This window comes from Aeromonas media (genome assembly GCF_020423125.1).
Classification (GTDB): domain Bacteria; phylum Pseudomonadota; class Gammaproteobacteria; order Enterobacterales; family Aeromonadaceae; genus Aeromonas; species Aeromonas media.
In genome coordinates, this window is the sequence record NZ_CP075564.1 from 2,069,487 (window position 1) to 2,096,351 (window position 26,865).

Consider the following 26,865-nt stretch of genomic DNA (forward strand, 5'->3'; position numbering starts at 1 on the left):
ATCACCAGGGCTCCTCCACCTTGATAAGGGGGCGGCGTTCGGCCTCCTTGCGCAGCCGCTGCTCCAGCAAGAGCACGGGGGGCGCCGGGGGGCGGGGGTTGTCCGGGGCGGCAGAGGGCTCGGGAGGCTCGCCGCTCTCGGGGGCCTGTGCAGAAGGGGCCGCCTGTGGGGGGCTGGCTCGCAGCAGCGCCAGGTTATGGAGGGCATCCTGGTGCCCGGGCTCCCGCTTGAGGGCGGCCAGGTAGGCCAGCTCGGCCCCCTTGAGATCCCCCATCCAGACCAGCGCATTGCCCCTGTTGTAGTGGGCGGTGGCCGTGTCGGCTCGGCCATAGGCGGCGACGGCCCTGGCATGGTCACCGGCCCTGTACCAGGCATTGCCCTGCCAGACGGGGTCCTGGAAGGCGCGGGCTGCCTCCTGATAACGCCCCTGGGAGAAGGCGTGCCAGCCCGGCGCCTCCTGGGCGGGCCACCAGGGGGCGGGCGCCGCCTGCAGGGGGGGCGGGGGGATGAACACCACCATGAGCAGCAGCAACCACTGGGCCCCTATGCGGGCCAGCAGCGCCAGGGGCAGCAGAGGAAGCAGCAACCAGGGGCCGAGATCGAGGGACCTGGCCCCGGTCTGGGTCTGGCTCATGGGCAGGGGGGCAAAGAAGGGGAGCCCGGCCTGCAGCCATTGCAATCTTCCCCCTGTGCTGGCCGCGAGATCCGCCATGGCGGCACCGTCCGGTTCCGGAAGAGTCTGTCCCAGGGCGCTGCCGAGTCGCCCCCCCTCGGCGGGGGGCGTGGGCAGCGCAGCGCTCTCGCCGGCATTGGCCAGCAGGATGTCGAGCCGGGGGGACGGCGACTGCGGACAGAAGAGGGTATCCAGACAGGGCCAGAGAGCGGCGATGCGCATCATCTGGCTTTCCGAGAGGCCGTCGGTGATGAGCAGCAGGCGCGCCTGCTGGCCCGGGGGGATCTGCGCCAGGGCCAGTGCCACGGCCCGCTCCGGCGCGCTGCCCTGAAGCGGCATGATGGCCGGGCGCAAGTCCGGCAGCAGCAGCGAGATGGCCTGATGATCCCGGGTAGGGGGCATGGCGAGGTAGGCATCCCCGGCAAACAGGATGAGTCCGAGGGGATGGGGCGCCTGCCGGGCCGCCGCCTCGGCCAGCATGTCCTGAAGCAACAGCCGCACCCGGGTCGCCCGATCCGGGTGCAGATCCTTGGCCTGCATGGAGCTTGAGAGATCCAGCAACCAAATGTCGAGGGCTGGGCTGCTGACGGTCTGGCTCTGCTGGCGCAGGGCGGGGCCCGCGAGAGCCAGGATCATCGGCAGGGTGGCCAGCCAGAGCCAGGGGATGGCCCGGCCCCGGGCCGGCAACAGATAGGCCTGCATGGCGGGGGCCAGCAGGGGGCGCTGCCGACGACGGCGCCACCCCTGCCACAGCCAGGGCAGCAGGGCCAGCAGCCAGAACGGGCGCAGCAGCATCAGCTCCATGATGACGCTCCTTCAAGCCACTTATTCATGGGGCGGCTCCGGAACGTCCCTGTCCGTTCGCCGCCCCGGCCAGCGCAGTCGGGCCGGCCACACCAGCAGCAGCCAGGCCAGCGCCAGGGGCCAGGGATAGAGCTCATGGTGGGGACGATAGAGGGTCTGCGGGCGGGCGGCCGGCTCCAGGGTGTCTATGGCCTGATTGATGGCCGAGAGATCGGCCTGGCTGCGGGCGCGAAAATAGCGGCCATGGCCAAGTTCGGCCAATTGCTGCAACAAGGGTTCATCCAGCTCCGCGCTGGGATCGGCCCCTCCCAGGGGGGAGGCGAAGGTATCGGGATCGGCCCCCACCCCCAGGGTATAGAGGCGGATGCCTGCGGCGGCGGCCCGCCTGGCCTCGGTCAGGGGCTCTGCGTTGCCCGCGGTGTTGCGCCCGTCCGTCACCAGCAGCAGGGCGGTGGGGCGGGCGGGGTCGGCGTGCTGGCGGGCCAGCAGTATGGCCTCACCGAGCGCCGTGGTGCGACCCACCAGATCGAAATCGAGCTCGCGGGTCAGTGCCAGCAGGGCCCGGGTCTCCTGGGTCAGGGGGGAGAGCAGGTAGGCGTGATCCGCAAAGACGATGAGGGCGATGCGATCGCCGGGGCGCTCGCCGATGAGCTGCGTTATCTGCTGGCGCACCGCAGAGAGGCGATCGCGCTGCTCCCCCTCGTCCAGCATGTCCTGGGTGCGCATGCTGTCGGAGAGATCCACCGCCAGGATGAGATCCCGGCTGGCCTGGTAGTGAATGAGGGGGGCCTCCTGCCACTGAGGGCGGCACAGGGCCAGCACCAGGGCACACCAGCACAGTGCCATGCGCCACTGGGGCTGCCCGGCCTGGGGCAGCAGCAGGGGGAAGCCGGCATGGGCCAGCCTGGCGCGGCCGGTGCGAGAGACTGGGGGCAGGCCGAAGCGCACCAGCAGCGGCAGCGCTAGGGCGAAGGCAAACCAGGGCCAGGCGAGGATCATCTGGCCCCTCCGCTGCGCGTGCGGCGCCACAACACAGGGCGCGCCATCCAGTGCGGTGCGCTGACGCAGCGGCGCCCCCAGCTGAGGTAGGCAAGGCGCAGCCGCGCCCGCTGCGCCTCATCCGGGGTGTCTGAGCCATAGAGCCAACCCGGCCACTGGTGGGCGAACTCGCCAAAATGACAGCCCCCCCGGCGGTCGAGCCAGGCGAGCCATTCATCCCCTTGCAGGGCGCGCGCCTCCGGCCAGCGGGCGATGGCCGCCTCTCTCAGCGCGGCCTGCAGGCCAGGCACCAGATCGGCGGCCTGCCAGTCTATCTGGCGTGCCCAGCGGTGCTGACGCCACAGGGTGTTTATCGTGGCCCAGATCAGTAAAGCGGCGAGCACGGCGATCAGCAGCCAGCCCCAGGCCAGCAAACGGGGATCGCTCGTGCTCTCCAGGGGCGGGCCCGGATGGATGTCGCGAAGCTGTCCCTGGATCTCCTGAAGCCGCGTCAGCGAGAAGATCTCCCCAGGCTCGTGCTGGAGGGGGGCAGTTTGAGGGGCGCTCAAAACAGACGGCATCCAGCCTCCTGCCACTGGCGTTGCAGCGGCAAGCCGTTGTCGAGGCGGTATAGGCGTTGTACCAGGGGCAACAGCTGCTGCTGGCTGGCGTCGGCCTGCTGCCTTGCCGCGGCCTGGTAGCGCCAGCGAAAGAGGGCCTGCCCGGCGTCGAGCCAGCCGCTGCGCTTGCCCGATTGCACCGCCAGTTGCCCCTGCTCGGGCAGGGCTGCCTCCAGGGGATCCCGGATCTGCCAATAGTGGATGTCGTGGCGCTGGCCGAGGCGTTGCAACTGCTGGAAGAGCCCCTGATCAAGGGGCTGATGGTGGCTGATCAATGTCAGTCTGGCGCCATGGGGCAGGCTGAGGCGCGCCAGGGTCTGGGCCAGGGAGTGAGGCAGAGGGGCGCGATCCAGCCCCGCCTCATAGTGATGACAGAGCGCCTCCAGCAGGGGGATCAGGGAGTCACGCTGAGACTCGCTGCGGGTCTCCACCCCGTGGCAGACCAGGGTGTTTGCCTGCTTCTCCCCCTGCCAGAGCAAGGCGGCGGCAAGCTCACAGCCGAGGCGGGCCTTGAGCTGGGAGCCAGAGCCGAAATACATGGCGGGGGAGAGATCCAGCAGCAGCCAGTGGGCCTGCTCCTGCTCCTCGGCATACAGCCGGGTGTGGGGGCGGCCGAGGCGGGCGGTGACCCGCCAGTCGATGTGGCGCACCTCGTCCCCGGCCTGATAGAGGCGCAGCTCACGAAAATTCAGACCCGGCTGTCGCCCGAGCCGCCCTTGACGCGCCAGGTGAATGCGCGCCCGCTGACCTTGTCTCGCCCACAGCCGGATGGCCAGCAACTGGGCCAGGGGCAGGGCGATGTCGGGATGGGCGCGGGGATCAGCGGATCTGGTCATGGGGGTTGCTCATCAGGGGCATGGGATAAGATCCAGCAGACGGGCAATCAGGGTGTCGTTGTCGAGATTGTCCGCCAGGGCCTGATAACTGGGAATGAGGCGGTGACGCAAGATGGCCGGGGCCAGTTGCTGGATGTCTTCCGGCAGCACGAAGTCGCGCCCGGCGAGCCAGGCTCGGGCGCGGGCGGCGCGGGCCAGGCCTATGCTGGCCCTGGGGCTGGCGCCTACCGCAATGAGGGATTCGAGCTCGGGGCAGAGGCCGCTGCCGGGGCGGGTGGCACAGATCAGCTGCACCAGATAGTGCTCTAGCCTGGTCTGTATCTGCACGGCCTGCACCGCGCTGCGGGCCGAGAGCAAGGCGGCCTGGCTCAGGGTCACGGGGGGCGGCGGCAGGGCGTCGCCCCCGGCGTTGAGCTGCAAGATGGCCAGCTCCATGGCGGGGCTGGGGTAATCCACCAGCAGCTTGAGCAAAAAGCGGTCGAGCTGGGCCTCTGGCAGGGGATAGGTGCCCTCCTGCTCTATGGGGTTCTGGGTCGCCGCCACCATAAAGAGCGGCGGCAGGCGCCAGCTCTTCTTGCCCACAGTGATCTGGTGCTCGGCCATGGCCTCCAGCAGGGCGGACTGCACCTTGGCCGGAGCCCGGTTGATCTCGTCCGCCAGCACCAGGTGGTTGAACAAGGGGCCGGGCTGGAACACGAAGCTGGCATCTTGCGGGTGAAACACCTCGCTGCCGGTGAGATCGGCGGGGAGCAGATCCGGGGTGAACTGGATGCGGGCGAAGCGCCCCTCGACGGCGCCGGCCAGCGCCTTGACTGCCCGGGTCTTGGCCAGCCCCGGTGCCCCCTCGATCAACACATGTCCTTCACATAGCAGGGCGATCAGCAGCCCCTCGATGAGGGGGGCCTGTCCCAGAACCTGACTGCCAAGATAGTCCCCAAGTGCTCTGAATTCTGCCGCCGCCATGCAATGAACCCGTTGTTTTTATGGAAGTTGATCTTTTTATACTCCAGTTAGTCCCCAAGGGCGAGGGAGGGGGCCAAGATGGGGACAATTTAGTTTCAATCAGCCGTATGAAAGTTGTGATTGGATTGTTAAGATGTGGCGCTATGAGGTCAGACCTCTCCCTTTTAATCTTCTCGTTTAACCAAGGAGCCAGGATGAAACAGCCATTGAAACTGACGACTCGCCAGGGCGAACGGATTGCCGTCGTGGCGGGTCTGCGAACCCCCTTTGCCAAGCAGGCCACGGCCTTCCACGGCGTGCCTGCGGTGGATCTCGGCAAACTGGTGGTGAGCGAGCTGCTCGCCCGCACCGATCTCGATCCCAAGCTCATCGACCAGCTGGTGTTCGGCCAGGTGGTACAGATGCCGGAAGCGCCCAACATCGCCCGCGAGATCGTGCTCGGCACCGGCATGAGCGTCAGCACGGATGCCTATAGTGTGTCGCGCGCCTGTGCCACCAGTTTCCAGGCGGTAGCCAACGTCACCGAATCCATCATGGCCGGCACGGTCGACATCGCCATCGCCGGCGGGGCCGACTCCTCTTCCGTGCTCCCCATCGGGGTGAGCAAGACCCTGGCCCGCGCCCTGGTGGATCTCAACAAGGCGCGCAATCTGCAGCAGCGTTTCAATATCCTGCGTCGTCTGCGTATCAAGGATCTGATGCCGGTGCCGCCCGCAGTGGCCGAGTACTCCACCGGCCTCTCCATGGGACAGACCGCCGAGCAGATGGCCAAGAGCCACCAGATCAGCCGCGAGGCGCAAGATGTCCTGGCCCACCGCTCCCATACGCTGGCGGCGCAAGCCTGGGCCGAGGGCAAGCTCAGTGGCGAGGTGTTCACCGCCCATGTGCCCCCCTACAAATCGCCGCTGGAGCGAGACAACAACATCCGCGAAAGCTCGGATCTGGCGAGTTACGCCAAGCTAAAGCCGGTGTTTGACCGGCGGCATGGCTCCGTCACCGCCGCCAACGCCACCCCGCTCACCGACGGCGCCGCTGCCGTGCTGCTGATGCGCGAAGGGCGGGCCAAAGAGCTCGGTCTCGAGCCCCTCGGTTATATTCGCAGCTTCGCGTTCTCCGCCATCGACGTCTGGCAGGACATGCTGATGGGCCCCTCCTATGCCACGCCGCTGGCGCTGGACAGGGCCGGTATCACGCTGGCCGATCTGACTCTCATCGACATGCACGAAGCCTTTGCCGCCCAGACCCTGGCCAACCTCAAGATGTTTGCCAGTGCCGAATTTGCCCGCGACAAATTGGGCCGGGATCAGGCCATCGGCGAGGTGGATATGGACAAATTCAACGTCCTCGGCGGCTCTTTGGCCTATGGCCACCCCTTTGCCGCCACAGGTGCGCGCATGATCACCCAGACCCTGCACGAGCTGCGGCGTCGGGGTGGGGGACTGGGGCTCAACACCGCCTGTGCGGCGGGTGGGCTGGGTGTGGCCATGGTGCTGGAGGTTGAATGATGAGCGCTAAGACTTTTTCACTGGATATTCGCAAAGACGGCATCGGCATCCTCACCATGGATGTGCCCGGTGAGAGCATGAACACCCTGAAGGCCGCCTTCGCAGACGAGATCCGCACCGTGCTGGCCGAGATAAAGGGGAACCGCGATCTGATCGGCCTGGTGATCGCCTCCGGCAAGAAGGACTCCTTCATCGCCGGGGCCGACATCAGCATGCTGGCCGCCTGCACCAGTGCCCAGGACGCCGAGACACTGTCGCGGGAAGGGCAGATTGTGTTTGCCGAGATCGAGGCGCTGACCATTCCGGTGATCGCCGCCATTCACGGCCCCTGCCTCGGTGGCGGGCTGGAGCTGGCGCTGGCCTGCCATGGCCGGGTGGTGACAGATCACGCTAAAACCGTGCTGGGCCTGCCGGAAGTACAGCTCGGTCTGCTGCCGGGCTCCGGCGGTACCCAGCGGCTGCCGCGCCTCATCGGGGTGGCCAAGGCGCTGGATCTGATGCTGACCGGCAAGCAGGTGCGGGCCAAGCAGGCCAAGAAACTGGGGCTGGTGGATGACGTGGTGCCCCCCACTATCCTGCTGGAGGCCGCCATCAAGCTTGCCAAGAAGGGCAAGCCCCGCCATCAGCTGAAGCGGGATCTGCAGGGCAAGGTGCTGGAGACCAATGCCCTGGGTCGCAAGGTGCTGTTCGATCAGGCCCGCAAGGGAGTAAAAGCCAAGACCCGTGGCAACTACCCGGCCCCTGAGCGGATCCTCGAGGTGGTGCGCATCGGCGTGGAGGAGGGGATGCAGGCCGGCCTCGCCGCCGAGTCCCGCCACTTTGGCGAGCTGGTGATGACGGCGGAATCTGCCGCTCTGCGCTCGATTTTCTTCGCCACCACAGAGATGAAGAAAGAGGTCAGCTACCAGGGCGCCGAGCCGCGCAAGGTGGCCCATGCCGCCGTGCTGGGCGGTGGCCTGATGGGGGGGGGTATCGCCTTCGTCACCGCCACCAAGGCCGGGGTGCCGGTGCGGATCAAGGACGTAGGGAGCGCCGGCATCGGCAACGCCATGCGCTACAGCTATGACCTGCTGGCCAGGAAGCTCAAGCGCCGCCAACTGCTGCGCAGCGAGCTGGAGAAGCAGATGAGCCTGCTTACCGGCACCCTCGACTATTCCGGTTTCCACCGGGTGGACATGGTGGTGGAGGCGGTGTTTGAAGATCTCGCCCTCAAGCACCAGATGGTGGCGGACGTGGAGCGCGAGTGCGGTGATCACACCGTCTTTGCTTCCAACACCTCCTCCCTGCCCATCCACCAGATAGCGGCCAATGCCGCCCATCCGGAGCGGGTGGTGGGGCTGCACTACTTCAGCCCGGTAGACAAGATGCCGCTCGCGGAAGTCATCCCTCACGCCGGCACCAGCGCCGAGACGGTGGCCACCACCCTGGCCTTCGCCCGGGCCCAGGGCAAGACGCCTATCGTGGTGAAAGACGAGGCGGGCTTCTACGTCAACCGCATCCTGGCCCCCTACATGAACGAGGCGGCGCGCCTGGTGCTGGAAGGGGAACCGGTGGAGGTGCTGGACAGTGCCCTGCTGGACTTCGGCTTCCCGGTCGGCCCTATCACCTTGCTCGATGAGGTCGGTATCGACGTGGGGGCCAAGATCTCCCCCATCCTCGAGAAAGAGCTCGGCGGCGAGCAGTTCCAGGCCCCCAAGGCCTTTGACAAGCTGCTGCAAGACGATCGCAAGGGGCGCAAGAACGGCAAGGGCTTCTACCTCTACGGCAAGGCGGCGCCGCGCAACAAGCTCACTGGCAAGGAGGGCAAGAAGACGGTGGACGAGAGCGTCTACGCAGTGCTCGGGGTCAAGGTGTCGCCCAAGCTGGCCCGCCAGGAGATCGCCGAGCGCTGCGTGCTGCTGATGCTCAACGAAGCGGCCATGGCGCTCGACAGCGGCGTGGTGGCCTCGGCCCGTGATGGCGACATAGGTGCCATCTTCGGCATCGGCTTCCCGCCCTTCCTGGGCGGTCCCTTCCGCTACATGGACAGCCTCGGCATCGATCACCTGGTGGGGCGCCTCGAGTACTACCAGAAGCGCCATGGCGATCGCTTCGCCCCCTGTGCACGCCTCAAGGCAATGGCGGCGGAGCAGCAGCGCTTCTACTGATCCCAGGCGACATGCAAAGGATGTATGCGAGGCGACCCCGGGGTCGCCTCGCATTTTTTGTCTGACCGTGAGCAGGGAAGGGGGGAACGCTCGCCCCATGGGCAAAAAATCGGCACATCAGGGGCCAAATCATTGATCTGGCGCAAACTGGTGCCCCATTTATTACTTTGGTGGCATAGGACTCAGGCGCCGGTTGAGGTCAAATAGCCTTATCAGGAACGGGGACTACTCCGTCACGAAAGGGACACCCATTTCACTGGATGAAGGACACGTTATGAGTCTGCTTGAACAAACCATCTGGAACATATTGGGATACGGGGCCATGCCCTTTATCTTCCTGAGCGGCTTCGTGGCCGTGGCAGTGATCTGCTGCCTGCTGCTCAATGCCTTCGGGGTCAAGTCCGCCGAGAAGTGAGTCACTCTCGTTCATGCCGCCAAATGCCAGTCTCACGACTGGCATTTGTTTTATGTGTCTTTTAAGGCACTTATCCAGGCCCAAGTGGGGCAACTGTGGTCAATATGGTCGAACCCGGCGGCCATTTTGATTACACTGGCGCCCGGCATGTCCGCCCTTTTTCTTTTATCAGGTGTTCACGATTTCTATGGCGCTCAAGGCAACCATCTTCAAGGCCCAGATCAGCTTGTCTGACATGGACCGCAATCTCTATCAGGACTTCTCCCTCACCCTGGCCCGTCACCCCTCCGAGACCGACGAGCGGATGATGATCCGGCTGGCGGCCTTTGCCTGGCACGCCGCCGAGCGGCTGGAGTTCACCAAGGGACTCTCGGCGGACGACGAGCCAGAGCTTTGGCGCAAGAACTACTCCGACGAGATCGAGCTCTGGATTGAACTCGGCCAGCCCGACGAGAAGCGCCTCAAGAAAGCGTGCAACCGCTCCCGTCAAGTGGTGCTCTATCTCTACGGTGGCCGCGGCACCAGCGTTTGGTGGAAGCAGAACCAGGGCAAGCTCGGCCTGCACGACAACCTCACCGTGATCGAGCTCTCCGACAGCCAGACCCTGCCCCTGACCGCCATGGTGGAGCGTACCATGCAGCTCACCTGCACCATCTCGGACGGCCAGCTCTGGGTCAGCAACGGCACCCTGGAGGTCACCCTGGATCCCGTGGTGCTGATGGGGCGCCCCGCCCGCGAACTCTAAGACGGACTCCCCATGCTCAGTGCCCTGCTCGATATCGTCATCCCGGTGTTTGCGGTGGCGGGCCTCGGCGCCCTCTACGGGCGGCTGCGCGGGGGAGCCGAACTCGGTTACATCAACCGGGCCAACATAGAGCTCTTCTCCCCGGCGCTGGTCTTCTCGGCGCTGGTGAAATACCCGCTGGATCTGGCGGCCCACCTGCCGCTTATCGCGGCCGGGGCCCTGGTGATCCTGCTGCCGGGCTTGCTGCTCTCCCTGCTCAGACTCAAGGGCATAGAGCGAGCGGCGCTCATCTTGCCCGCCATGTTTCGCAACACCGGCAACCTCGGCATCCCGCTGATGGTGCTGGCCTTTGGTGAGCAGCAGCTCGGCGCCATCGTCATCCTCTTCGTGCTCTCCAACCTGCTCCACTTCTCGGTGGGCATGTTTATCCTCTCGGCCAATGCCTCGCGCTGGCTCTGGCTGCGCAGCCCCATGCTGTGGGCGGCTCTGGCAGGACTGCTGGTGGCCAACTTGCAGATCCCGCTGCCGGACTATCTGGTGACCAGCGCCTCCCTGCTCGGCCAGATAGCGGTGCCCCTGATGCTGTTTGCCTTAGGCATCCGGCTGATGGAGGGGGAGCTGGGCCACCTGGGGCTGGCGCTCAAATGCAACCTGCTCTATCTACTGGCGGGGGGGATCTCTCTTGGGATCGCCGTCTGGCTGCTGCCCCTGGATCCTGACTGGATACCGCTCCTGACACTCTCGGTGGCGCTGCCCCCGGCGGTGCTTAACTACATGCTGTGCGAGCAGTACCAGTGCCAGCCCGACAAGGTGGCCAGCATAGTACTCGGTGGCAATGCGCTCTCTGTGGTGGTGATCCCCCTGGCGGTCTGGTTGGCGCTGCATCTGGGGAGTTGACCTAGGGAAGGTGCGAATAAGCGGGGAAATTCTTCTCGGCTGACTCAGTCATTTCATTTTTTCAGTTTGAGCCGATCTTTTCTCCCGTAAATGCCTTGAATCAGCCTATTTAGACCGTTTCTTCGCCATTTAAGGCGTTATTCCCAGTTTTTAGTGAGATCTCTCCCACTGACGTATCATTTGGTCCGCCCGAAACAGGTTGGCCAGCGTGAATAACATCGCCAGTTGGTTATCGTTTTTCAGCAACCCCTTGTATCTGGCTTTCACGAAGCCGAACTGTCGCTTGATGATGCGAAATGGGTGCTCCACCTTGGCCCGGATGCTGGCTTTCATGTATTCGATGTTGATGGCCGTTTTGTTCTTGCGTGGATGCTGTTTCAAGGTTCTTACCTTGCCGGGGCGCTCGGCGATCAGCCAGTCCACATCCACCTCAGCCAGCTCCTCGCGCTGTGGCGCCCCTTGGTAGCCGGCATCGGCTGAGACAAATTGCTCCTCTCCATGCAGCAGATTACCCAGCTGATTGAGGTCATGCTCGTTGGCAGCGGTGGTGACTAGGCTGTGGGTCAGGCCACTCTTGGCATCGACACCAATGTGGGCCTTCATGCCAAAGTGCCACTGATTGCCTTTCTTGGTCTGATGCATCTGCGGATCGCGTTGCTGCTCTTTGTTCTTGGTCGAGCTGGGTGCCTCAATGATGGTGGCATCGACCAAGGTGCCTTGAGTCATCATGACGCCTGCTTCGGCCAGCCAGCGATTGATGGTCTTGAACAATTGGCGGGCCAGTTGATGCTGCTCCAGCAGGTGGCGGAAATTCATGATGGTGGTGCGGTCCGGCAAGGCGCTATCCAGGGATAACCGCGCAAACAGACGCATGGAGGCGATTTCGTACAGAGCATCTTCCATCGCGCCATCGCTCAGGTTGTACCAATGCTGCATGCAGTGAATGCGCAGCATGGTTTCCAGCGGATAGGGCCGACGACCATTACCGGCTTTGGGATAAAACGGCTCGATGACTTCCACCATGTTTTGCCATGGCAGAATCTGCTCCATGCGGGACAAGAAAATCTCTTTTCTGGTCTGACGGCGCTTACTGCTGAATTCACTGTCGGCGAAGGTAAGTTGATGACTCATGATGAACCCTGTTCCATGGCTCCAGATGACAAACATGATCTCATATCAGGGACTTGTTCGCACCTTCCCTAGTCGTTGTATTCAAGGACGCCTGATGGCGTCCTTTTTATTGCTATCGCGAATGTCCGATTACGCTTCGCTGAACGAATCTATGGGCTCTTAAGTATGGACTGTCGATGTCTCCAATATGCGATTGTGGTGGAGCAAAGGCAGTTGGTGTAGCAACGTATGCAACAAGATCCTTTTATTAAATGAGGAAACTAACTTTAAAGTGCGTGTTTCTTCACAGATACAGAATAACCCCATTTGATGGGCTTTATTTTTATGGCTGACTGGTCAGTGTAGTAACTGAAAATGGGTTTAGGCTGCGGATGGTCATACAGGCTTTGTTGACAGGTTACTGATTCAGTATTGAAGTTTGGACTGCGGAGAAGAGGGCACAATGTTTAAAAAAACTCAGATAGCATTACTGGTTTGTTCAGCTTTTATTCTTGCTGCTTGTAATGAACCAAGGACGTTAACGCCACAAGAGAAACAGCTGGTCAGCCAGCTCAAACAAGAGCGAGATAGGCTGGGACAAGAAATAGACATTGTTTCCGGCGAAATAGCGCAGTACAACGGCGGGCTGATTAAGACTATCATGCAGGTGCGAGAAGAAACACTGAAGTTGAGTAGAGACATAGTTAATCAACGCATTCAAGCAATTGAAACTGGTGCGAAGGTGACTGTCATTGCACCAACCAGTCAACCTAACCCCGAGCGAGCTCAGTCACTACAAAGCGAAATTGAACAAGTAAAGCAACAACTGGTGGAAGCTAAAGCAAAAGCGGCACAGTATAGCGGTGGTCTGATAGCAGCAATCAGTATGTCGACTGTTGCAACCCAAGAGCAGACTCTAGGGAAGGTGCGAATAAGCGGGGAAATTCTTCTCGGCTGACTCAGTCATTTCATTTTTTCAGTTTGAGCCGATCTTTTCTCCCGTAAATGCCTTGAATCAGCCTATTTAGACCGTTTCTTCGCCATTTAAGGCGTTATTCCCAGTTTTTAGTGAGATCTCTCCCACTGACGTATCATTTGGTCCGCCCGAAACAGGTTGGCCAGCGTGAATAACATCGCCAGTTGGTTATCGTTTTTCAGCAACCCCTTGTATCTGGCTTTCACGAAGCCGAACTGTCGCTTGATGATGCGAAATGGGTGCTCCACCTTGGCCCGGATGCTGGCTTTCATGTATTCGATGTTGATGGCCGTTTTGTTCTTGCGTGGATGCTGTTTCAAGGTTCTTACCTTGCCGGGGCGCTCGGCGATCAGCCAGTCCACATCCACCTCAGCCAGCTCCTCGCGCTGTGGCGCCCCTTGGTAGCCGGCATCGGCTGAGACAAATTGCTCCTCTCCATGCAGCAGATTACCCAGCTGATTGAGGTCATGCTCGTTGGCCGCGGTGGTGACTAGGCTGTGGGTCAGGCCACTCTTGGCATCGACACCAATGTGGGCCTTCATGCCAAAGTGCCACTGATTGCCTTTCTTGGTCTGATGCATCTGCGGATCGCGTTGCTGCTCTTTGTTCTTGGTCGAGCTGGGTGCCTCAATGATGGTGGCATCGACCAAGGTGCCTTGAGTCATCATGACGCCTGCTTCGGCCAGCCAGCGATTGATGGTCTTGAACAATTGGCGGGCCAGTTGATGCTGCTCCAGCAGGTGGCGGAAATTCATGATGGTGGTGCGGTCCGGCAAGGCGCTATCCAGGGATAACCGGGCAAACAGACGGATGGAGGCGATTTCGTACAGAGCATCTTCCATCGCGCCATCGCTCAGGTTGTACCAATGCTGCATGCAGTGAATGCGCAGCATGGTTTCCAGCGGATAGGGCCGACGACCATTACCGGCTTTGGGATAAAACGGCTCGATGACTTCCACCATGTTTTGCCATGGCAGAATCTGCTCCATGCGGGACAAGAAAATCTCTTTTCTGGTCTGACGGCGCTTACTGCTGAATTCACTGTCGGCGAAGGTAAGTTGATGACTCATGATGAACCCTGTTCCATGGCTCCAGATGACAAACATGATCTCATATCAGGGACTTGTTCGCACCTTCCCTAGTCGTTGTATTCAAGGACGCCTGATGGCGTCCTTTTTATTGCTATCGCGAATGTCCGATTACGCTTCGCTGAACGAATCTATGGGCTCTTAAGTATGGACTGTCGATGTCTCCAATATGCGATTGTGGTGGAGCAAAGGCAGTTGGTGTAGCAACGTATGCAACAAGATCCTTTTATTAAATGAGGAAACTAACTTTAAAGTGCGTGTTTCTTCACAGATACAGAATAACCCCATTTGATGGGCTTTATTTTTATGGCTGACTGGTCAGTGTAGTAACTGAAAATGGGTTTAGGCTGCGGATGGTCATACAGGCTTTGTTGACAGGTTACTGATTCAGTATTGAAGTTTGGACTGCGGAGAAGAGGGCACAATGTTTAAAAAAACTCAGATAGCATTACTGGTTTGTTCAGCTTTTATTCTTGCTGCTTGTAATGAACCAAGGACGTTAACGCCACAAGAGAAACAGCTGGTCAGCCAGCTCAAACAAGAGCGAGATAGGCTGGGACAAGAAATAGACATTGTTTCCGGCGAAATAGCGCAGTACAACGGCGGGCTGATTAAGACTATCATGCAGGTGCGAGAAGAAACACTGAAGTTGAGTAGAGACATAGTTAATCAACGCATTCAAGCAATTGAAACTGGTGCGAAGGTGACTGTCATTGCACCAACCAGTCAACCTAACCCCGAGCGAGCTCAGTCACTACAAAGCGAAATTGAACAAGTAAAGCAACAACTGGTGGAAGCTAAAGCAAAAGCGGCACAGTATAGCGGTGGTCTGATAGCAGCAATCAGTATGTCGACTGTTGCAACCCAAGAGCAGACTCTAGGGAAGGTGCGAATAAGCGGGGAAATTCTTCTCGGCTGACTCAGTCATTTCATTTTTTCAGTTTGAGCCGATCTTTTCTCCCGTAAATGCCTTGAATCAGCCTATTTAGACCGTTTCTTCGCCATTTAAGGCGTTATTCCCAGTTTTTAGTGAGATCTCTCCCACTGACGTATCATTTGGTCCGCCCGAAACAGGTTGGCCAGCGTGAATAACATCGCCAGTTGGTTATCGTTTTTCAGCAACCCCTTGTATCTGGCTTTCACGAAGCCGAACTGTCGCTTGATGATGCGAAATGGGTGCTCCACCTTGGCCCGGATGCTGGCTTTCATGTATTCGATGTTGATGGCCGTTTTGTTCTTGCGTGGATGCTGTTTCAAGGTTCTTACCTTGCCGGGGCGCTCGGCGATCAGCCAGTCCACATCCACCTCAGCCAGCTCCTCGCGCTGTGGCGCCCCTTGGTAGCCGGCATCGGCTGAGACAAATTGCTCCTCTCCATGCAGCAGATTACCCAGCTGATTGAGGTCATGCTCGTTGGCCGCGGTGGTGACTAGGCTGTGGGTCAGGCCACTCTTGGCATCGACACCAATGTGGGCCTTCATGCCAAAGTGCCACTGATTGCCTTTCTTGGTCTGATGCATCTGCGGATCGCGTTGCTGCTCTTTGTTCTTGGTCGAGCTGGGTGCCTCAATGATGGTGGCATCGACCAAGGTGCCTTGAGTCATCATGACGCCTGCTTCGGCCAGCCAGCGATTGATGGTCTTGAACAATTGGCGGGCCAGTTGATGCTGCTCCAGCAGGTGGCGGAAATTCATGATGGTGGTGCGGTCCGGCAAGGCGCTATCCAGGGATAACCGGGCAAACAGACGGATGGAGGCGATTTCGTACAGAGCATCTTCCATCGCGCCATCGCTCAGGTTGTACCAATGCTGCATGCAGTGAATGCGCAGCATGGTTTCCAGCGGATAGGGCCGACGACCATTACCGGCTTTGGGATAAAACGGCTCGATGACTTCCACCATGTTTTGCCATGGCAGAATCTGCTCCATGCGGGACAAGAAAATCTCTTTTCTGGTCTGACGGCGCTTACTGCTGAATTCACTGTCGGCGAAGGTAAGTTGATGACTCATGATGAACCCTGTTCCATGGCTCCAGATGACAAACATGATCTCATATCAGGGACTTGTTCGCACCTTCCCTAGCACTTCTTCAACAGCAGCTTTTAGTCGCAAAATACGGGTTGCCTTTCACAGTGAAAGCTAGCGCTGAACCAAATAGCAAACCAGATAATTCTCCTACATCAAGCATTTCGAATACTGTCAATGAACCAGCGATGGCACCTGCTTCGGTAGCTGATAAGGGGGACATATTAGCTGCAGACGGTCCATTTGGTTTGGCTATGGGGATGACCAAGGAGATGTTTAAGGGGCATTTGACGCCCGTTAGCACGGGGGTTTATATGTTAGATACCCCACCTAAGGCTCATCCTCAATTTGAGCAGTATGTCGTTAAAATATCAGATAAAACTGGGCTTTGTTGGATCAAAGGGGTTGGGAAGGATATCCCGACGAATGGACATGGTATCCAGTTAAAATCCGAATTTGATGATTTTGAGAGAAAACTAGACGAACGTTATGGCTCTCACAAAAGAACGGATTTCCTAGTATCAGGGTCATTGTGGAATGACCCTCAGTATTGGATGCGTGGGTTACAAAAAGAGGATAGATATTTATATAGTGTCTGGGGTAAGGAAAAAAATCCATTGCCAAACGAATTATTGGAGATTGGGTTGTTCGCTGGGGCAACCACTGGAGATAACGGTTATCTGACTCTTGAATATAGTTTTACTAATAAAGAATCATGTGACAGAGATGTTGAAAAACAAAAAGACGTAGGCTTATAAAAATACAAGCTGTACAGATCTAGGGAAGGTGCGAACAAGTCCCTGATATGAGATCATGTTTGTCATCTGGAGCCATGGAACAGGGTTCATCATGAGTCATCAACTTACCTTCGCCGACAGTGAATTCAGCAGTAAGCGCCGTCAGACCAGAAAAGAGATTTTCTTGTCCCGCATGGAGCAGATTCTGCCATGGCAAAACATGGTGGAAGTCATCGAGCCGTTTTATCCCAAAGCCGGTAATGGTCGTCGGCCCTATCCGCTGGAAACCATGCTGCGCATTCACTGCATGCAGCATTGGTACAACCTGAGCGATGGCGCGATGGAAGATGCTCTGTACGAAATCGCCTCCATGCGTCTGTTTGCGCGGTTATCCCTGGATAGCGCCTTGCCGGACCGCACCACCATCATGAATTTCCGCCACCTGCTGGAGCAGCATCAACTGGCCCGCCAATTGTTCAAGACCATCAATCGCTGGCTGGCCGAAGCAGGCGTCATGATGACTCAAGGCACCTTGGTCGATGCCACCATCATTGAGGCACCCAGCTCGACCAAGAACAAAGAGCAGCAACGCGATCCGCAGATGCATCAGACCAAGAAAGGCAATCAGTGGCACTTTGGCATGAAGGCCCACATTGGTGTCGATGCCAAGAGTGGCCTGACCCACAGCCTAGTCACCACCGCGGCCAACGAGCATGACCTCAATCAGCTGGGTAATCTGCTGCATGGAGAGGAGCAATTTGTCTCAGCCGATGCCGGCTACCAAGGGGCGCCACAGCGCGAGGAGCTGGCTGAGGTGGATGTGGACTGGCTGATCGCCGAGCGCCCCGGCAAGGTAAGAACCTTGAAACAGCATCCACGCAAGAACAAAACGGCCATCAACATCGAATACATGAAAGCCAGCATCCGGGCCAAGGTGGAGCACCCATTTCGCATCATCAAGCGACAGTTCGGCTTCGTGAAAGCCAGATACAAGGGGTTGCTGAAAAACGATAACCAACTGGCGATGTTATTCACGCTGGCCAACCTGTTTCGGGCGGACCAAATGATACGTCAGTGGGAGAGATCTCACTAAAAACTGGGAATAACGCCTTAAATGGCGAAGAAACGGTCTAAATAGGCTGATTCAAGGCATTTACGGGAGAAAAGATCGGCTCAAACTGAAAAAATGAAATGACTGAGTCAGCCGAGAAGAATTTCCCCGCTTATTCGCACCTTCCCTAGTAATCACCTGACACCCACCATAAACTCGCCTCCTAAAGGTCTCTCGGTACTCTGTGATAGCACAGTGAATCTAGGGGCCTTTTATGTTGCCTGATATCTGCCTCATAACTTTTGCCTACGTGCTTAGCCTTATGTGGAAGGGGGCGAAGTCAATCACTCAAACCACAGGGCGGCCACACCAAGTAATGCATGACCGCCCTGTTTATTGATGGGTGGCGGGTTGTGGCTGGGCATCCTTGCGCAATTGGGTATAGAGGCCAAACCCGGCCAGCAGGCCGGTGAGGGCCAGCAGCAGCCAGATGGCGGTGGCGGGGCGGCTGCCTGCATCCCCCAGCATAAAACCGACAAGCAGGTTACCAAAGAGCGCCATGCAGCCCCCGGCGCTGGCATAGAAGCCGTAGTAGCTGGCGAGCTGCCCAGAGGGCGCGTAGCGGGGCAGCTGGGCGGCAAAGAGCGGGAAGCAGAGGATGGAGCCCAAGGAAAGCAGGGCCACCTGCGCCAGGACGCCCGCCGTCGGCCAGGGGGAGAGCAGCGGCAGGGCGAGATAGCTCAGGCCCATCACCCCGATACCCAGCCCCATGGCGAGCGGCACCCCAAGGCGGCGCTCCACCAGACGGGACGCCGGCAGCTGGAGCAGGACGCCGATCACCGCCGAGAGGGTGAAGACGCCGCCGAGCAGCTGGGTGGCGTCCGGCAGGCTCTGGATATGGGCGGGCAGGGCGAGATAGAGCTGGTGGAACAGGATCTGGTAGCTGCCCGCCAGCAGGGTGAACACCATGAAGGGGCGCTGGCGCAGGATCTCCCGCCATTGGCGCAAAATGGCGCCGCGCGGGCTCTGGCTGCTCACCGGGCGTTTGGGCAGTACCCGGTACTGCAGCACCCCGAGCAGGGCGAACAGGCTAGCCGCCAGAATACCCGTCAGGGCATAGCTCAGCTGGGTCAGTGCCAGGCCGAGCAGAGGACCGAGCAGCATGCCCGCCTGGCTGGCGAGATTGTGCAGGGCGAAGGCGCGCTGACGCTGATCGGGCGCGCTGCATTCGCTGGCGAGATAGGCCTGGGCGCAGGGGGTGAAGAGGGCCCCGGCAAAACCGGTGAGGGTCGCCGCCAGCAGCAGTATGGGCAGGGACTCGGCCCAGCCCAGCAGCACGAAGCCGACCGAGCGCACCAGGCAGCCCCAGACGATGGCGGGGTGATAGCCGATGCGATCCCCAAGGGTGCCCCCCAGCAGAAACAGCCCCTGCTGGCTGAAGACCCGCATCCCCATGACCAGGCCACAGGCCCAGCCGGCGAGGCCAAGCCCGCTGCCCATGTGCTGGGCGAGGAAGGGCATCATCATGTAGAAGCCGAGGTTGAACGCCAGCCCATTGATGATGAGCAGGCGGGCGGCCGGGCTCATGCCCTGCCAGTCCCGCCAGTAGGAGGCGCCGTTCATCTTGTGTGTACCCTGGGGCCGGTTGCGGGCCATGCCGAAGGGGCCGTCATGATTGTCTTCGCAGGGTACGCAGGAAGGGGGTACCGCTCTGATCGTGGCTTATCTGCACCGGCACCTGATAGAGGCGCTCGATGAGGGCCGCGTCGAGCACCCGGGCGGGGGGGCCGAAGGCCTGCAAGTCACCCCCCGCCAGCACGATCAGCTGATCGGCAAACTGGGCCGCCAGGTTGAGATCGTGCAGCACCACCAGGGTGATCCACTGCTGCTCCCGGGTCTGCTGGCAGAGGTGCTCCATCAGCTGCATTTGGTGATGCAGGTCCAGGGCGCTGACCGGCTCGTCCAGCATCATGATGCGGGGATCGCGCAGCAGCACCTGGGCAAAGAGCACCATCTGCCGCTGGCCGCCGCTCAAGGAGTAGAGGGGGCGATCCGCCAGATGGGCGATGCCAAGCGCCTGCAGGGCGCGGCCGGCCGCCAGTATGTCCTCGTCCGCCAGACGCATGGAGAGGCTGTCGAGGCGCCCCAGCACCACCACTTCGATGACGCTCAAGTCCAGCTCCAGCTGGATGTTCTGGGGCATGTAGCCAAACTGCTGGCGCCATTTGGCTTGTGTCATCTGACGGGCACTCTGGCCCCCCAGGCGGATGTCGCCAGCGGCCGGGGTCAGTTCACCGAACAGAGCGCGCAGCAACGAGGTTTTGCCGGTCCCGTTCGGGCCGATGATCACATGGACCTGACCCGGATGCAGGGTGAGGTCGAGCTCTCGCAGCAGGATCTGCTGGCCGAGGGAGAGGGAGAGTCGGGATATTTCAAGCACGTTTACGCCCCCTGCCGAGGATCAGCCAGATGAAGAAGGGCACACCAATCAGGGCGGTGACGATGCCGATGGGAAAGAGAGCCCCCGGAATGATGGACTTGGAGAGCACCGAGGCCGCCGACAACATGCAGGCGCCGCACAGGGCCGAGAGCGGGATCAGGAAGCGTTGATCTTCCCCCACCAGCATGCGGGCGATGTGGGGGGCCACCAGGCCGACGAAGCCGATGATGCCGACGAAGCTGGTGGCGGTGGCGGTGAGCAGGGCGACCAGGATCAGGGTCTTCATGCGCAGCCTGTCCACGTTGACCCCGAGGCTCCTGGCCCGGGCTTCCCCCAGACGCAGGCTGGTGAGGGCCCAGGCATCCCGGTAGATGAGCAGGGTGCAGATCAGGGTGACGGCGGCCGTGATGATCAGGGAGTCCCAGGTGGTGCGCATCAGGCTGCCAAACAGCCAGAACATGATCTGTTGGTTGAGCTCGGGGGAGGAGAGGAACTGTAGCAGGGAGAGCAGGGACTGGAACAGGAACAACAGGGCTATGCCCGCCAGGATCAGGGTCTGGCTGCTGATGTTGCGCATCATGGCGAGGCCGAACAAGAGGCTGGCGGCAAACATGCACAGGATGAAGGCACCGGCTGGAATGGCGATCAGGGGAGGGAGCCCGAGACCACCGCTATAGAGCGCCAGTGCGGCGCCAAGCCCGGCCGCCGCCGCGAGCCCCAGGGTGAAGGGGCTGGCCAGGGGGTTGTCCAGCAGGGTCTGCATCTGGACGCCGCCAAGGCCCAGTGACGCGCCGACTACCAGGGCCATCAGGGCGATGGGCAGGCGCATGTCATGGACTATGGTGCGGGTCATTGAGTCCGCCTGGGCGGGGGCGATCAGGGCATCGACCACCTCCCCAAGGGGCAGTAGGGAGGGGCCGGTGGCGATGTCGAGCACTAGCGTAATGCACAGCACCAGGGTGAGCAGCGCCAGCCAGTGCCAGCGACGGCGCTCCCGTTGCCGCTGGCGGGTGAGGGTCTGCTGGAGGGCAGCCAAATCATTCATGATGACAATCCTGAAGCGGGCGCCATGTGGGGCGCCCGGTTAAAGAGGGATGGCGAAGAGGGCTCTGCCGAGGTGGGCAGAGCCCGAACGACCGGATTTAGTTTGCTTCACCCGGCTTGATCCCCAGCATGAAGGTGCCCTGGGGGTGAATGGGCAGATAGCTGTGGTAGAAGCCCTGATAGGTGGCCAGGGGATCGAGATCCTGGAACAGATCCGGATAGAGCGCCTTGGCCATGAACTCGATGAGGGCGGCGTCCATGATGCTGCGGGTGGCGCCGTGATAGACCGCATAGAGGCGACCCTGCTGCACCGCGGGCAGCTCGCTCCAGCCCGGACGGGCGGCAAAGCCCTGCAGACGCTGGCGCACCGTCTCGGCCGAGACGTCCTGACCGACCTGCATCGCTTCTGCGCTGCTCACGCTCTCGTAGCCCGCCATCAGGATCACCTCGGGTTTGCTTGCCAGCAGCTGCTCAGGGTGGATGGGGCCCCAGCGCTCGACGAAGGGCGCTGCGACGTTGTCACCGCCCGCCAGCAGGGCCATGGCGCCCCACATGTCCTTGCCATAGGTGTAGCTGTATTCGGCCGGTCCCTTGTCACCCAGCTCGATATAGACCCGGGGTGGCTGGTGCTTCGCGGCGGCGATGCGGGAGGTGATGGTGTCAATCTTGGCCTTGTATTCGTCGGCCATTTTCTGGGCTCGGGCCTCCTGGCCGGTCACCTTGCCAAGCAGCAAGGTGCTCGCTATGTGGCGGTCCAGGGTCTGGGCGTTGTAGTCCACCACCACCACCGGGATGCCTGCCTGCTCGAGGCGCGGCAGATCCGGGGCCAGGGCCTCATATTGCCACTGGGCCAGGATCACCAGATCGGGTTTGACTGCCAGGGTCTTTTCGATGGAGAAGCTCTGATCCTGCACGTTGCCAAGGTCGGGCACCCTGGCCAGTTGCGGCAGGCTGGCGACATAGAGGGACCAGATGGCGGGGCGGGACTTGACGAACCAGCCACGGGACATGCCCACCAGGCGATCGGCGCCGCCTTCACCGGCCACGGCCAAATAATCCTCGGGATAGAAACCGAGCACGATGCGACTCGCGGGCAGACTCAGGGAGACCTTGCGGCCCATCACATCTTCCACTTCAACGGGGGCGGTGGCCTGCGCCATCCAGCTCATCAGGGCGAGCTGACCAAGCAGCAGCAACTTTGCCAGGGGGTGACGAAACATCTTGTAGCACCTCGGGAATAGATACGGTCAAAAAAGAAAGTGAGAAATATTGCCATTCGCGAGCGCAAAAGCAACAAGCGTTTGTGCCATCTCATCTCTTGTTATTTCTGTCATTACTGAACCGGTTTCACACGAGCACAGAGTATCGTTCCAATGAAGCCCATCTCGCTGCCTCCACGGGGCATGGGGGCCTGTGGCGTCTATCTGGCTGCACTTGGAACCACGCTCTGGCCGCCTCGCTCGCACCTCTGGAGCGGCTCTCAGCCCCGGACTCTGCTCGATGTCGAGCCCCTTGGCATGGCCCCTCAGAGGTGGCGACGATTTCCTGCGCACCGATAACAGGCACTGACCATTCGGGTATTGATCGTCACCTGCGCGCAACAATTTGCGGTCATTGTTAGCCAGCTCCCAGCGGCTCCGTCGTCAAAAGGGCAGAGTAGGCGCGATCTTGGTCATCGGCCGAGTTCGACAGGTAACAAGGTGCTGCGGCCCGCCTTGCGCGGGGCGCCAATAACATAATCTGCAAATAAAAAAAGGAAACTGACCATGTCAGGAAGACACTCTCTGGTAGCGTTGGCCGTCGGGCTGGCGCTCTCTGGACAGACACAGGCACAACTGCTGATCAGCGAATACCTGGAAGGATCCAGCAACAACAAGGCGGTGGAGTTGAGCAATCTGGGCGCGACTCCCGTCGATCTCTCTCAATACCGCTTGGCGCTCTATGCCAACGGCAAACCTCTCACCGATGCCCCCACCAACAGCCTGACACTGCAAGGCACGCTCGCCCCCGGTGCCAGCCTGGTGCTGGCCAACCCCTCCGCCAGCAGCGAGATCCTGGCCAAGGCGACCCAGACCAGCGGCAACCTGGTGTTCAACGGTGACGACGCCCTGGTGCTCTATCGCGGCAGCGAGATAGTGGACAGCGTCGGCCAGGTGGGGGTGGATCCGGGCACTGCCTGGGTGTCTGGCAGCGTCTCGACCCTGGACATGACCCTGCGCCGCAAGGCCACCGTCAGCACGGGCCGGACTGATGCGACCGGCCCCTTCGATCCGGCACTGGAATACGTGGCCGCCGCCAAGGATGACGCCAGCGGTCTCGGCTGCAGCGGCGATGCCTCCTGTGATGGTACCCAGCCGCCCGCCTTCGTCTGTCCGGTAGACACTCTTGTGCCGGTGCCTGCCATTCAGGGCGCCAGCAGCAGCAGCCCGCTGGTACCGGCCGGCAAGTTTGAATCCGAGCAGGCCCATGCCACCCGTGGCATCGTCACTCAGGTGGTGAACGGTCTCTACAAGGGCTTCTTCATCCAGGACCCGCAAGGGGACGGGGATCCGGCCACCTCTGACGGCCTCTTCATCCACAGCACCCAGGCCAACGGCGCCATCGTGCCGGGCGCCGAGGTATGCGTCTCGGGCAAGGTGAAGGAGTATTTCAACCAAACCCAGCTCAGTGCCGATGCGCTGGTAGTGACCCAGCCGGTGGGGGCTGTGCCGGCGGCGGTGGATCTGGTGCCGGTGGCGGGCGAGAGCCTCAGCCAGCTGCTGGAGCGTCACGAGGGGATGCAGGTGCGGCTGGTGCCCGAATCCAGTCTGGTAGTGACCCGCAACTTCAGCTTCGATTACGACGGCAAGCGTAACAACCTGGTGCTGGCCTATGGCGCGCCGCTTATCAAGTCGACCCAGAAATTTGCCGCCATGAGCCAGGAGGCGAGCGACTGGGCCCTGCGCAACCAGCAAAACCAGCTGGTGGTGGAGACCGACGCCAAGGCGCCGGACGGTGTGCTGCCCTGGTTCCCCGGCTTCAACGCCGAGGATGGTTACCTGCGCATCGGTGACAAGCTCAACGGGCTGGAGGGGGCGCTTGGCTACTCCTACAACCTGTTCAGACTGGTGGCGAACAATCGCATCGATGCCAGCGACATCGATCACAGCGGCTGGGACAGGGTCGAGGCCCCTGAGCTGGCCGAGGCGGGGGATCTGCGGGTCGCCAGCTTCAACGTGCTCAACTTCTTCACCACTGTGGTGGGGGGGGATGCCAACCCCACCGGCAGCAACCGGGGCGCCCTGACGGTGGCGGAGTTCGAGCTGCAGCGCACCAAGATCGTCAGCGCCATCACCCGTCTCAATGCCGACGTGGTGGGGCTGATGGAGATAGAGAACAACGGCTACGGCGACAACTCCGCCATCGCCAACCTGGTGGCGGCCCTCAACGCCGCCCAGCCGGACGAGGCGGATCACTACGCCTGGGTGGCTTCCCCCGATGGCCAGCCCATCGGCACAGACGCCATCACGGTGGGGCTCATCTACCGGCCCGCCAGCGTGACGCCAGAGGGGGCTGCCAGCCTCATCGAGCTGCCGGTGCAGCAGGCCGAGGCGCAGGACGCCAGCGGCAAGCCAGTTGCCATCAAGCAGGGCATGCGCGAATCGCTGTTGCAGCGCTTCAGCTCGCCCAAGGGGGATGCACCCCTGACCCTGGTGGTCAACCACCTCAAGTCCAAGGGTTCCGCCTGCTTCGAAGATTACCCCGACTACGCCACCACCGATCCCCTGGATGGGCAGGGCCACTGCAACGCGCTGCGGGTCTCCGCTGCCAAGGTGCTGGGTGAGCGCCTCAAGGAGGTGAGCGGGGATCTGCTGCTCATCGGCGATCTGAACGCCTACGGCATGGAGGATCCCATCCGGGTGCTGACCGACTATGATCCGGCCGCCCAATCGCGCCAGATCATGAGCGCCTCTTTCACCACACTGGCGGGCCAGCCTTTCGAGGAGAGCGGCAGCGCCCTTGGCAAGGGCTATGGTCTGGTGAACCTCAACACCCGCCTCCACGGCACCGACACCTACTCCTACAGCTATGAGGGTGAGCTCGGCAACCTGGATCACGCCCTGGCAAGCCCCGGCCTCGTGGCCAAGGTGATCGGCATCGAGGATTGGCACATCAACTCCGCCGAGAGCAACTTCTTCGAATACGGCAGCAAGTACACAGGCCAGCTGGCCAAATCGGACGGGCCCTTCAGCGCCTCGGATCACGATCCCGTGCTGGTGGCGATCCAGTATCCGCTGCCGCCCGCCGGAGTATTGAGTCTCGAGAGCGCCGCCGCCAGCGTGGAGGAGGGCAGCATTCTCGCCCTGTCCGTTGCGCGCCGTGACGGCAGCCATGGGGAGGCCAGCGTCAGCTATCGCATCGCCTTTGGCAGCGCCGATGCCAATGACGTGGCGCCCCTCACCGGTACTCTGAACTGGGCGGCGGGCCAGAGCGACAGCCAGACCATCCAGATCCCGGTGAAGAGCGACACCCTGCACGAGGGGGATGAGACTTTTACTCTGGAGCTGTTTGACCCGAGTGGCGCGGCACTGGGGGAGCAGCACCAGACCCTGGTGACCATCAAGGACAAGCTGGCACCGTCCACCATCTCCTTGGCCCAGACCAGCCTGACGGTGAACGAGGGGCAGTGGTTTGCCGAGATCCCTGTGGTACGCAGCGGCGATCTCAGCAAGCCGGCCCGCGCCCAGCTGGGCCTTGAGGGGATCACGGCGCGCTGGGGGCTGGATTTCCTGCCCTGGTTCGGCCAGTCGGTGAGCTGGGCCGCCGGTGAAGGTGGCAGCAAGTCGGTCAAGGTGCTGATCCTGGATGACTGGTTCGTCGAGCCTACCGAGCAGTTCAAGGTGGGTCTTGTGAAGGTGCAGGGGGCCCAGCCGGGTGCCGTGCAGGAGACCCGGGTCGACATCAAGGACAACGACAAGTCCTGGTGGCCCTTCGGTCGCCACTGATGAGCGTCAATACCAAGATGCATAACACAAGGGGCCCGCGGGCCCCTTTTTGTCGGCCGGTACTGCGGCCTGCCTGGCAACGCAGAGATGCGGGCATCTCTTCGCCCATGAAAAAAGCCCACCTCGTCGGGTGGGCCTTCTCCATGGCAGGGCGCTCCTAACGGAGTATCAACCCTGCGCGTTGCTCAGTACCAGCTTGCCATCCTTGACCGGAATGGTGGTGCCGGGTTTTTGTTCCATTCGCACTACCCCTTCCTGACCGGCGAGGCGGTAGGTGACGTCATAACCCAGGGTGCGGGTGCTGCTGTCCTGCACCGTCTTGCAGCGCTGCTCCGTGGTGGTGTAGGTGTCCCCCGCCTGCATGTTGCCCTGCACCTGGTTGCCGGCATAGCCACCGGCGGCGGCCCCGGCGACGGTGGCGACCTTCTTGCCGCTGCCGCCACCGAACTGGTGGCCCACCACGCCCCCGAGGGCCGCACCGACCACTGTGCCCAGGATCTTGTGTTCATCCTGCACCGGCTTGCGGTGGGTGACGGTGACGTTGCGGCACTCCTGGCGCGGTGTCTTGATGGTCTCGGTCACCGGTTTGCTGGCCAGCACCTCGGCAAACTGGGGCTCTGATGAAAACAGGGATCCGCTGGCGGCGGCCGACAATGCCAGTGCAGAGGCCACACCGATCCCGATACCTGCCAACATGGATGTGTTCATCTCTTCTCTCCTTACAGTGATTGCCCTTGGGGCCTGGGCTCATTCTTGGCATTTTTGTCCCCGGGCTCAAGGCAATGGCCCTTCGGGTGCGACAGAGGCTGGCTGCGCCAAAAACGGCCCC

The 26,865-nt window shown here is 61.2% G+C and carries 23 protein-coding genes; 10 read left to right on the plus strand and 13 right to left on the minus strand.

Going from position 1 to position 26,865, the window contains the following annotated elements:
• Nucleotide 1: 1 nt before the first annotated feature.
• The 5 genes from KI797_RS09525 to KI797_RS09545 are packed head-to-tail and all read right to left on the minus strand — an operon-like array spanning nt 2 to nt 4,874.
• On the minus strand, nt 2–1,477 hold the full coding sequence (locus KI797_RS09525; RefSeq protein ID WP_226172761.1) for a vWA domain-containing protein: 1,476 nt from the start codon (nt 1,475–1,477) through the stop codon (nt 2–4).
• A gap of 21 nt (nt 1,478–1,498) precedes the next feature.
• Complete coding sequence (locus KI797_RS09530) at nt 1,499–2,476, minus strand: VWA domain-containing protein (protein WP_226172763.1); 978 nt, start codon at nt 2,474–2,476, stop codon at nt 1,499–1,501.
• On the minus strand, nt 2,473–3,036 hold the full coding sequence (locus KI797_RS09535) for a DUF4381 family protein (protein ID WP_226172765.1): 564 nt from the start codon (nt 3,034–3,036) through the stop codon (nt 2,473–2,475). Before KI797_RS09535 ends, KI797_RS09530 begins: the two co-directional genes overlap by 4 nt.
• On the minus strand, nt 3,021–3,911 hold the full coding sequence (locus KI797_RS09540) for a DUF58 domain-containing protein (RefSeq protein ID WP_226172767.1): 891 nt from the start codon (nt 3,909–3,911) through the stop codon (nt 3,021–3,023). The genes KI797_RS09535 and KI797_RS09540 overlap by 16 nt, the downstream gene beginning before the upstream one ends.
• A gap of 12 nt (nt 3,912–3,923) precedes the next feature.
• A complete protein-coding gene (locus tag KI797_RS09545; protein ID WP_226172769.1) occupies nt 3,924–4,874 on the minus strand; it encodes an AAA family ATPase in 951 nt (316 codons plus the stop codon).
• Nucleotides 4,875–5,068: 194 nt separating this feature from the next.
• Here KI797_RS09545 and fadI point away from each other — a divergent pair, with 194 nt between their 5' ends.
• The 5 genes from fadI (at nt 5,069) to KI797_RS09570 (ending at nt 10,583) form a co-directional block, all read left to right on the plus strand.
• Nucleotides 5,069–6,379 carry an acetyl-CoA C-acyltransferase FadI gene (fadI, locus tag KI797_RS09550; protein ID WP_226172771.1) on the plus strand — a complete coding sequence of 437 codons (1,311 nt, stop codon included), beginning with the start codon at nt 5,069–5,071 and terminating at the stop codon, nt 6,377–6,379.
• Nucleotides 6,379–8,526 (plus strand): fatty acid oxidation complex subunit alpha FadJ, encoded by a 2,148-nt coding sequence (fadJ, locus tag KI797_RS09555; RefSeq protein ID WP_226173064.1) that lies wholly within the window; start codon nt 6,379–6,381, stop codon nt 8,524–8,526. Before fadI ends, fadJ begins: the two co-directional genes overlap by 1 nt.
• A 274-nt stretch (nt 8,527–8,800) precedes the next feature.
• On the plus strand, nt 8,801–8,941 hold the full coding sequence (locus tag KI797_RS09560) for a TIGR02808 family protein (RefSeq protein ID WP_081934454.1): 141 nt from the start codon (nt 8,801–8,803) through the stop codon (nt 8,939–8,941).
• A gap of 187 nt (nt 8,942–9,128) precedes the next feature.
• Nucleotides 9,129–9,686, plus strand: a complete 558-nt coding sequence (locus tag KI797_RS09565; RefSeq protein ID WP_043129908.1) for a YaeQ family protein — start codon at nt 9,129–9,131, stop codon at nt 9,684–9,686.
• A 12-nt stretch (nt 9,687–9,698) separates the two neighbouring features.
• A complete protein-coding gene (locus tag KI797_RS09570; protein ID WP_043129909.1) occupies nt 9,699–10,583 on the plus strand; it encodes an AEC family transporter in 885 nt (294 codons plus the stop codon).
• 150 nt (nt 10,584–10,733) lie between these two features.
• On the opposite strand, the gene KI797_RS09575 is transcribed toward KI797_RS09570, so the two are convergent.
• Nucleotides 10,734–11,714 carry an IS5-like element IS5 family transposase gene (locus KI797_RS09575; protein WP_026141915.1) on the minus strand — a complete coding sequence of 327 codons (981 nt, stop codon included), beginning with the start codon at nt 11,712–11,714 and terminating at the stop codon, nt 10,734–10,736.
• 442 nt (nt 11,715–12,156) lie between these two features.
• Here KI797_RS09575 and KI797_RS09580 point away from each other — a divergent pair, with 442 nt between their 5' ends.
• Nucleotides 12,157–12,651 (plus strand): hypothetical protein, encoded by a 495-nt coding sequence (locus KI797_RS09580; RefSeq protein WP_226172774.1) that lies wholly within the window; start codon nt 12,157–12,159, stop codon nt 12,649–12,651.
• Nucleotides 12,652–12,758: 107 nt separating this feature from the next.
• On the opposite strand, the gene KI797_RS09585 is transcribed toward KI797_RS09580, so the two are convergent.
• Nucleotides 12,759–13,739 carry an IS5-like element IS5 family transposase gene (locus tag KI797_RS09585; protein WP_026141181.1) on the minus strand — a complete coding sequence of 327 codons (981 nt, stop codon included), beginning with the start codon at nt 13,737–13,739 and terminating at the stop codon, nt 12,759–12,761.
• Between the two features lie 442 nt (nt 13,740–14,181).
• Here KI797_RS09585 and KI797_RS09590 point away from each other — a divergent pair, with 442 nt between their 5' ends.
• Nucleotides 14,182–14,676, plus strand: coding sequence for a hypothetical protein (locus KI797_RS09590; RefSeq protein WP_226172774.1), 495 nt, complete (start codon nt 14,182–14,184; stop codon nt 14,674–14,676).
• Between the two features lie 107 nt (nt 14,677–14,783).
• Here KI797_RS09590 and KI797_RS09595 read toward each other — a convergent pair whose 3' ends face one another.
• Nucleotides 14,784–15,764, minus strand: coding sequence for an IS5-like element IS5 family transposase (locus tag KI797_RS09595; RefSeq protein ID WP_026141181.1), 981 nt, complete (start codon nt 15,762–15,764; stop codon nt 14,784–14,786).
• A 53-nt stretch (nt 15,765–15,817) separates the two neighbouring features.
• On the opposite strand from KI797_RS09595, the gene KI797_RS09600 reads away from it, so the two are divergent.
• Entirely contained in the window at nt 15,818–16,537 is a 720-nt protein-coding gene (locus KI797_RS09600; protein WP_226172776.1) for a hypothetical protein, read from the plus strand.
• A 91-nt stretch (nt 16,538–16,628) separates the two neighbouring features.
• Nucleotides 16,629–17,609, plus strand: coding sequence for an IS5-like element IS5 family transposase (locus KI797_RS09605; protein WP_026141915.1), 981 nt, complete (start codon nt 16,629–16,631; stop codon nt 17,607–17,609).
• A 351-nt stretch (nt 17,610–17,960) separates the two neighbouring features.
• Here the strand turns inward: KI797_RS09605 and KI797_RS09610 are convergent, their stop codons facing one another.
• From KI797_RS09610 to KI797_RS09625, 4 genes are all read right to left on the minus strand, one after another.
• Nucleotides 17,961–19,223 carry an MFS transporter gene (locus tag KI797_RS09610; RefSeq protein ID WP_226172779.1) on the minus strand — a complete coding sequence of 421 codons (1,263 nt, stop codon included), beginning with the start codon at nt 19,221–19,223 and terminating at the stop codon, nt 17,961–17,963.
• Nucleotides 19,224–19,236: 13 nt separating this feature from the next.
• Complete coding sequence (locus tag KI797_RS09615) at nt 19,237–20,007, minus strand: ABC transporter ATP-binding protein (RefSeq protein ID WP_043129911.1); 771 nt, start codon at nt 20,005–20,007, stop codon at nt 19,237–19,239.
• Nucleotides 20,000–21,052: a FecCD family ABC transporter permease gene (locus KI797_RS09620; RefSeq protein ID WP_005326119.1), complete on the minus strand. Its 1,053-nt coding sequence runs from the start codon at nt 21,050–21,052 to the stop codon at nt 20,000–20,002. Before KI797_RS09620 ends, KI797_RS09615 begins: the two co-directional genes overlap by 8 nt.
• A gap of 97 nt (nt 21,053–21,149) precedes the next feature.
• Nucleotides 21,150–22,271, minus strand: coding sequence for an ABC transporter substrate-binding protein (locus KI797_RS09625; RefSeq protein ID WP_226172782.1), 1,122 nt, complete (start codon nt 22,269–22,271; stop codon nt 21,150–21,152).
• 546 nt (nt 22,272–22,817) lie between these two features.
• On the opposite strand from KI797_RS09625, the gene KI797_RS09630 reads away from it, so the two are divergent.
• Entirely contained in the window at nt 22,818–26,036 is a 3,219-nt protein-coding gene (locus KI797_RS09630) for an ExeM/NucH family extracellular endonuclease (protein ID WP_226172785.1), read from the plus strand.
• A gap of 168 nt (nt 26,037–26,204) precedes the next feature.
• Here the strand turns inward: KI797_RS09630 and KI797_RS09635 are convergent, their stop codons facing one another.
• A complete protein-coding gene (locus KI797_RS09635) occupies nt 26,205–26,744 on the minus strand; it encodes a glycine zipper 2TM domain-containing protein (RefSeq protein ID WP_111910563.1) in 540 nt (179 codons plus the stop codon).
• Nucleotides 26,745–26,865: the final 121 nt, after the last annotated feature.

Excerpts from the sequence above, each read along its gene's own strand:
- KI797_RS09525 (WP_226172761.1), bottom strand. The coding sequence starts at position 1,477 with ATGGAGCTGATGCTGCTGCGCCCGTTCTGGCTGCTGGCCCTGCTGCCC.
- KI797_RS09530 (WP_226172763.1), bottom strand. The coding sequence starts at position 2,476 with ATGATCCTCGCCTGGCCCTGGTTTGCCTTCGCCCTAGCGCTGCCGCTG.
- KI797_RS09535 (WP_226172765.1), bottom strand. The coding sequence starts at position 3,036 with ATGCCGTCTGTTTTGAGCGCCCCTCAAACTGCCCCCCTCCAGCACGAG.
- KI797_RS09540 (WP_226172767.1), bottom strand. The coding sequence starts at position 3,911 with ATGACCAGATCCGCTGATCCCCGCGCCCATCCCGACATCGCCCTGCCC.
- KI797_RS09545 (WP_226172769.1), bottom strand. The coding sequence starts at position 4,874 with ATGGCGGCGGCAGAATTCAGAGCACTTGGGGACTATCTTGGCAGTCAG.
- fadI (WP_226172771.1), top strand. The coding sequence starts at position 5,069 with ATGAAACAGCCATTGAAACTGACGACTCGCCAGGGCGAACGGATTGCC.
- fadJ (WP_226173064.1), top strand. The coding sequence starts at position 6,379 with ATGAGCGCTAAGACTTTTTCACTGGATATTCGCAAAGACGGCATCGGC.
- KI797_RS09560 (WP_081934454.1), top strand. The coding sequence starts at position 8,801 with ATGAGTCTGCTTGAACAAACCATCTGGAACATATTGGGATACGGGGCC.
- KI797_RS09565 (WP_043129908.1), top strand. The coding sequence starts at position 9,129 with ATGGCGCTCAAGGCAACCATCTTCAAGGCCCAGATCAGCTTGTCTGAC.
- KI797_RS09570 (WP_043129909.1), top strand. The coding sequence starts at position 9,699 with ATGCTCAGTGCCCTGCTCGATATCGTCATCCCGGTGTTTGCGGTGGCG.
- KI797_RS09575 (WP_026141915.1), bottom strand. The coding sequence starts at position 11,714 with ATGAGTCATCAACTTACCTTCGCCGACAGTGAATTCAGCAGTAAGCGC.
- KI797_RS09580 (WP_226172774.1), top strand. The coding sequence starts at position 12,157 with ATGTTTAAAAAAACTCAGATAGCATTACTGGTTTGTTCAGCTTTTATT.
- KI797_RS09585 (WP_026141181.1), bottom strand. The coding sequence starts at position 13,739 with ATGAGTCATCAACTTACCTTCGCCGACAGTGAATTCAGCAGTAAGCGC.
- KI797_RS09590 (WP_226172774.1), top strand. The coding sequence starts at position 14,182 with ATGTTTAAAAAAACTCAGATAGCATTACTGGTTTGTTCAGCTTTTATT.
- KI797_RS09595 (WP_026141181.1), bottom strand. The coding sequence starts at position 15,764 with ATGAGTCATCAACTTACCTTCGCCGACAGTGAATTCAGCAGTAAGCGC.
- KI797_RS09605 (WP_026141915.1), top strand. The coding sequence starts at position 16,629 with ATGAGTCATCAACTTACCTTCGCCGACAGTGAATTCAGCAGTAAGCGC.
- KI797_RS09610 (WP_226172779.1), bottom strand. The coding sequence starts at position 19,223 with ATGGCCCGCAACCGGCCCCAGGGTACACACAAGATGAACGGCGCCTCC.
- KI797_RS09620 (WP_005326119.1), bottom strand. The coding sequence starts at position 21,052 with ATGAATGATTTGGCTGCCCTCCAGCAGACCCTCACCCGCCAGCGGCAA.
- KI797_RS09625 (WP_226172782.1), bottom strand. The coding sequence starts at position 22,271 with ATGTTTCGTCACCCCCTGGCAAAGTTGCTGCTGCTTGGTCAGCTCGCC.
- KI797_RS09630 (WP_226172785.1), top strand. The coding sequence starts at position 22,818 with ATGTCAGGAAGACACTCTCTGGTAGCGTTGGCCGTCGGGCTGGCGCTC.
- KI797_RS09635 (WP_111910563.1), bottom strand. The coding sequence starts at position 26,744 with ATGAACACATCCATGTTGGCAGGTATCGGGATCGGTGTGGCCTCTGCA.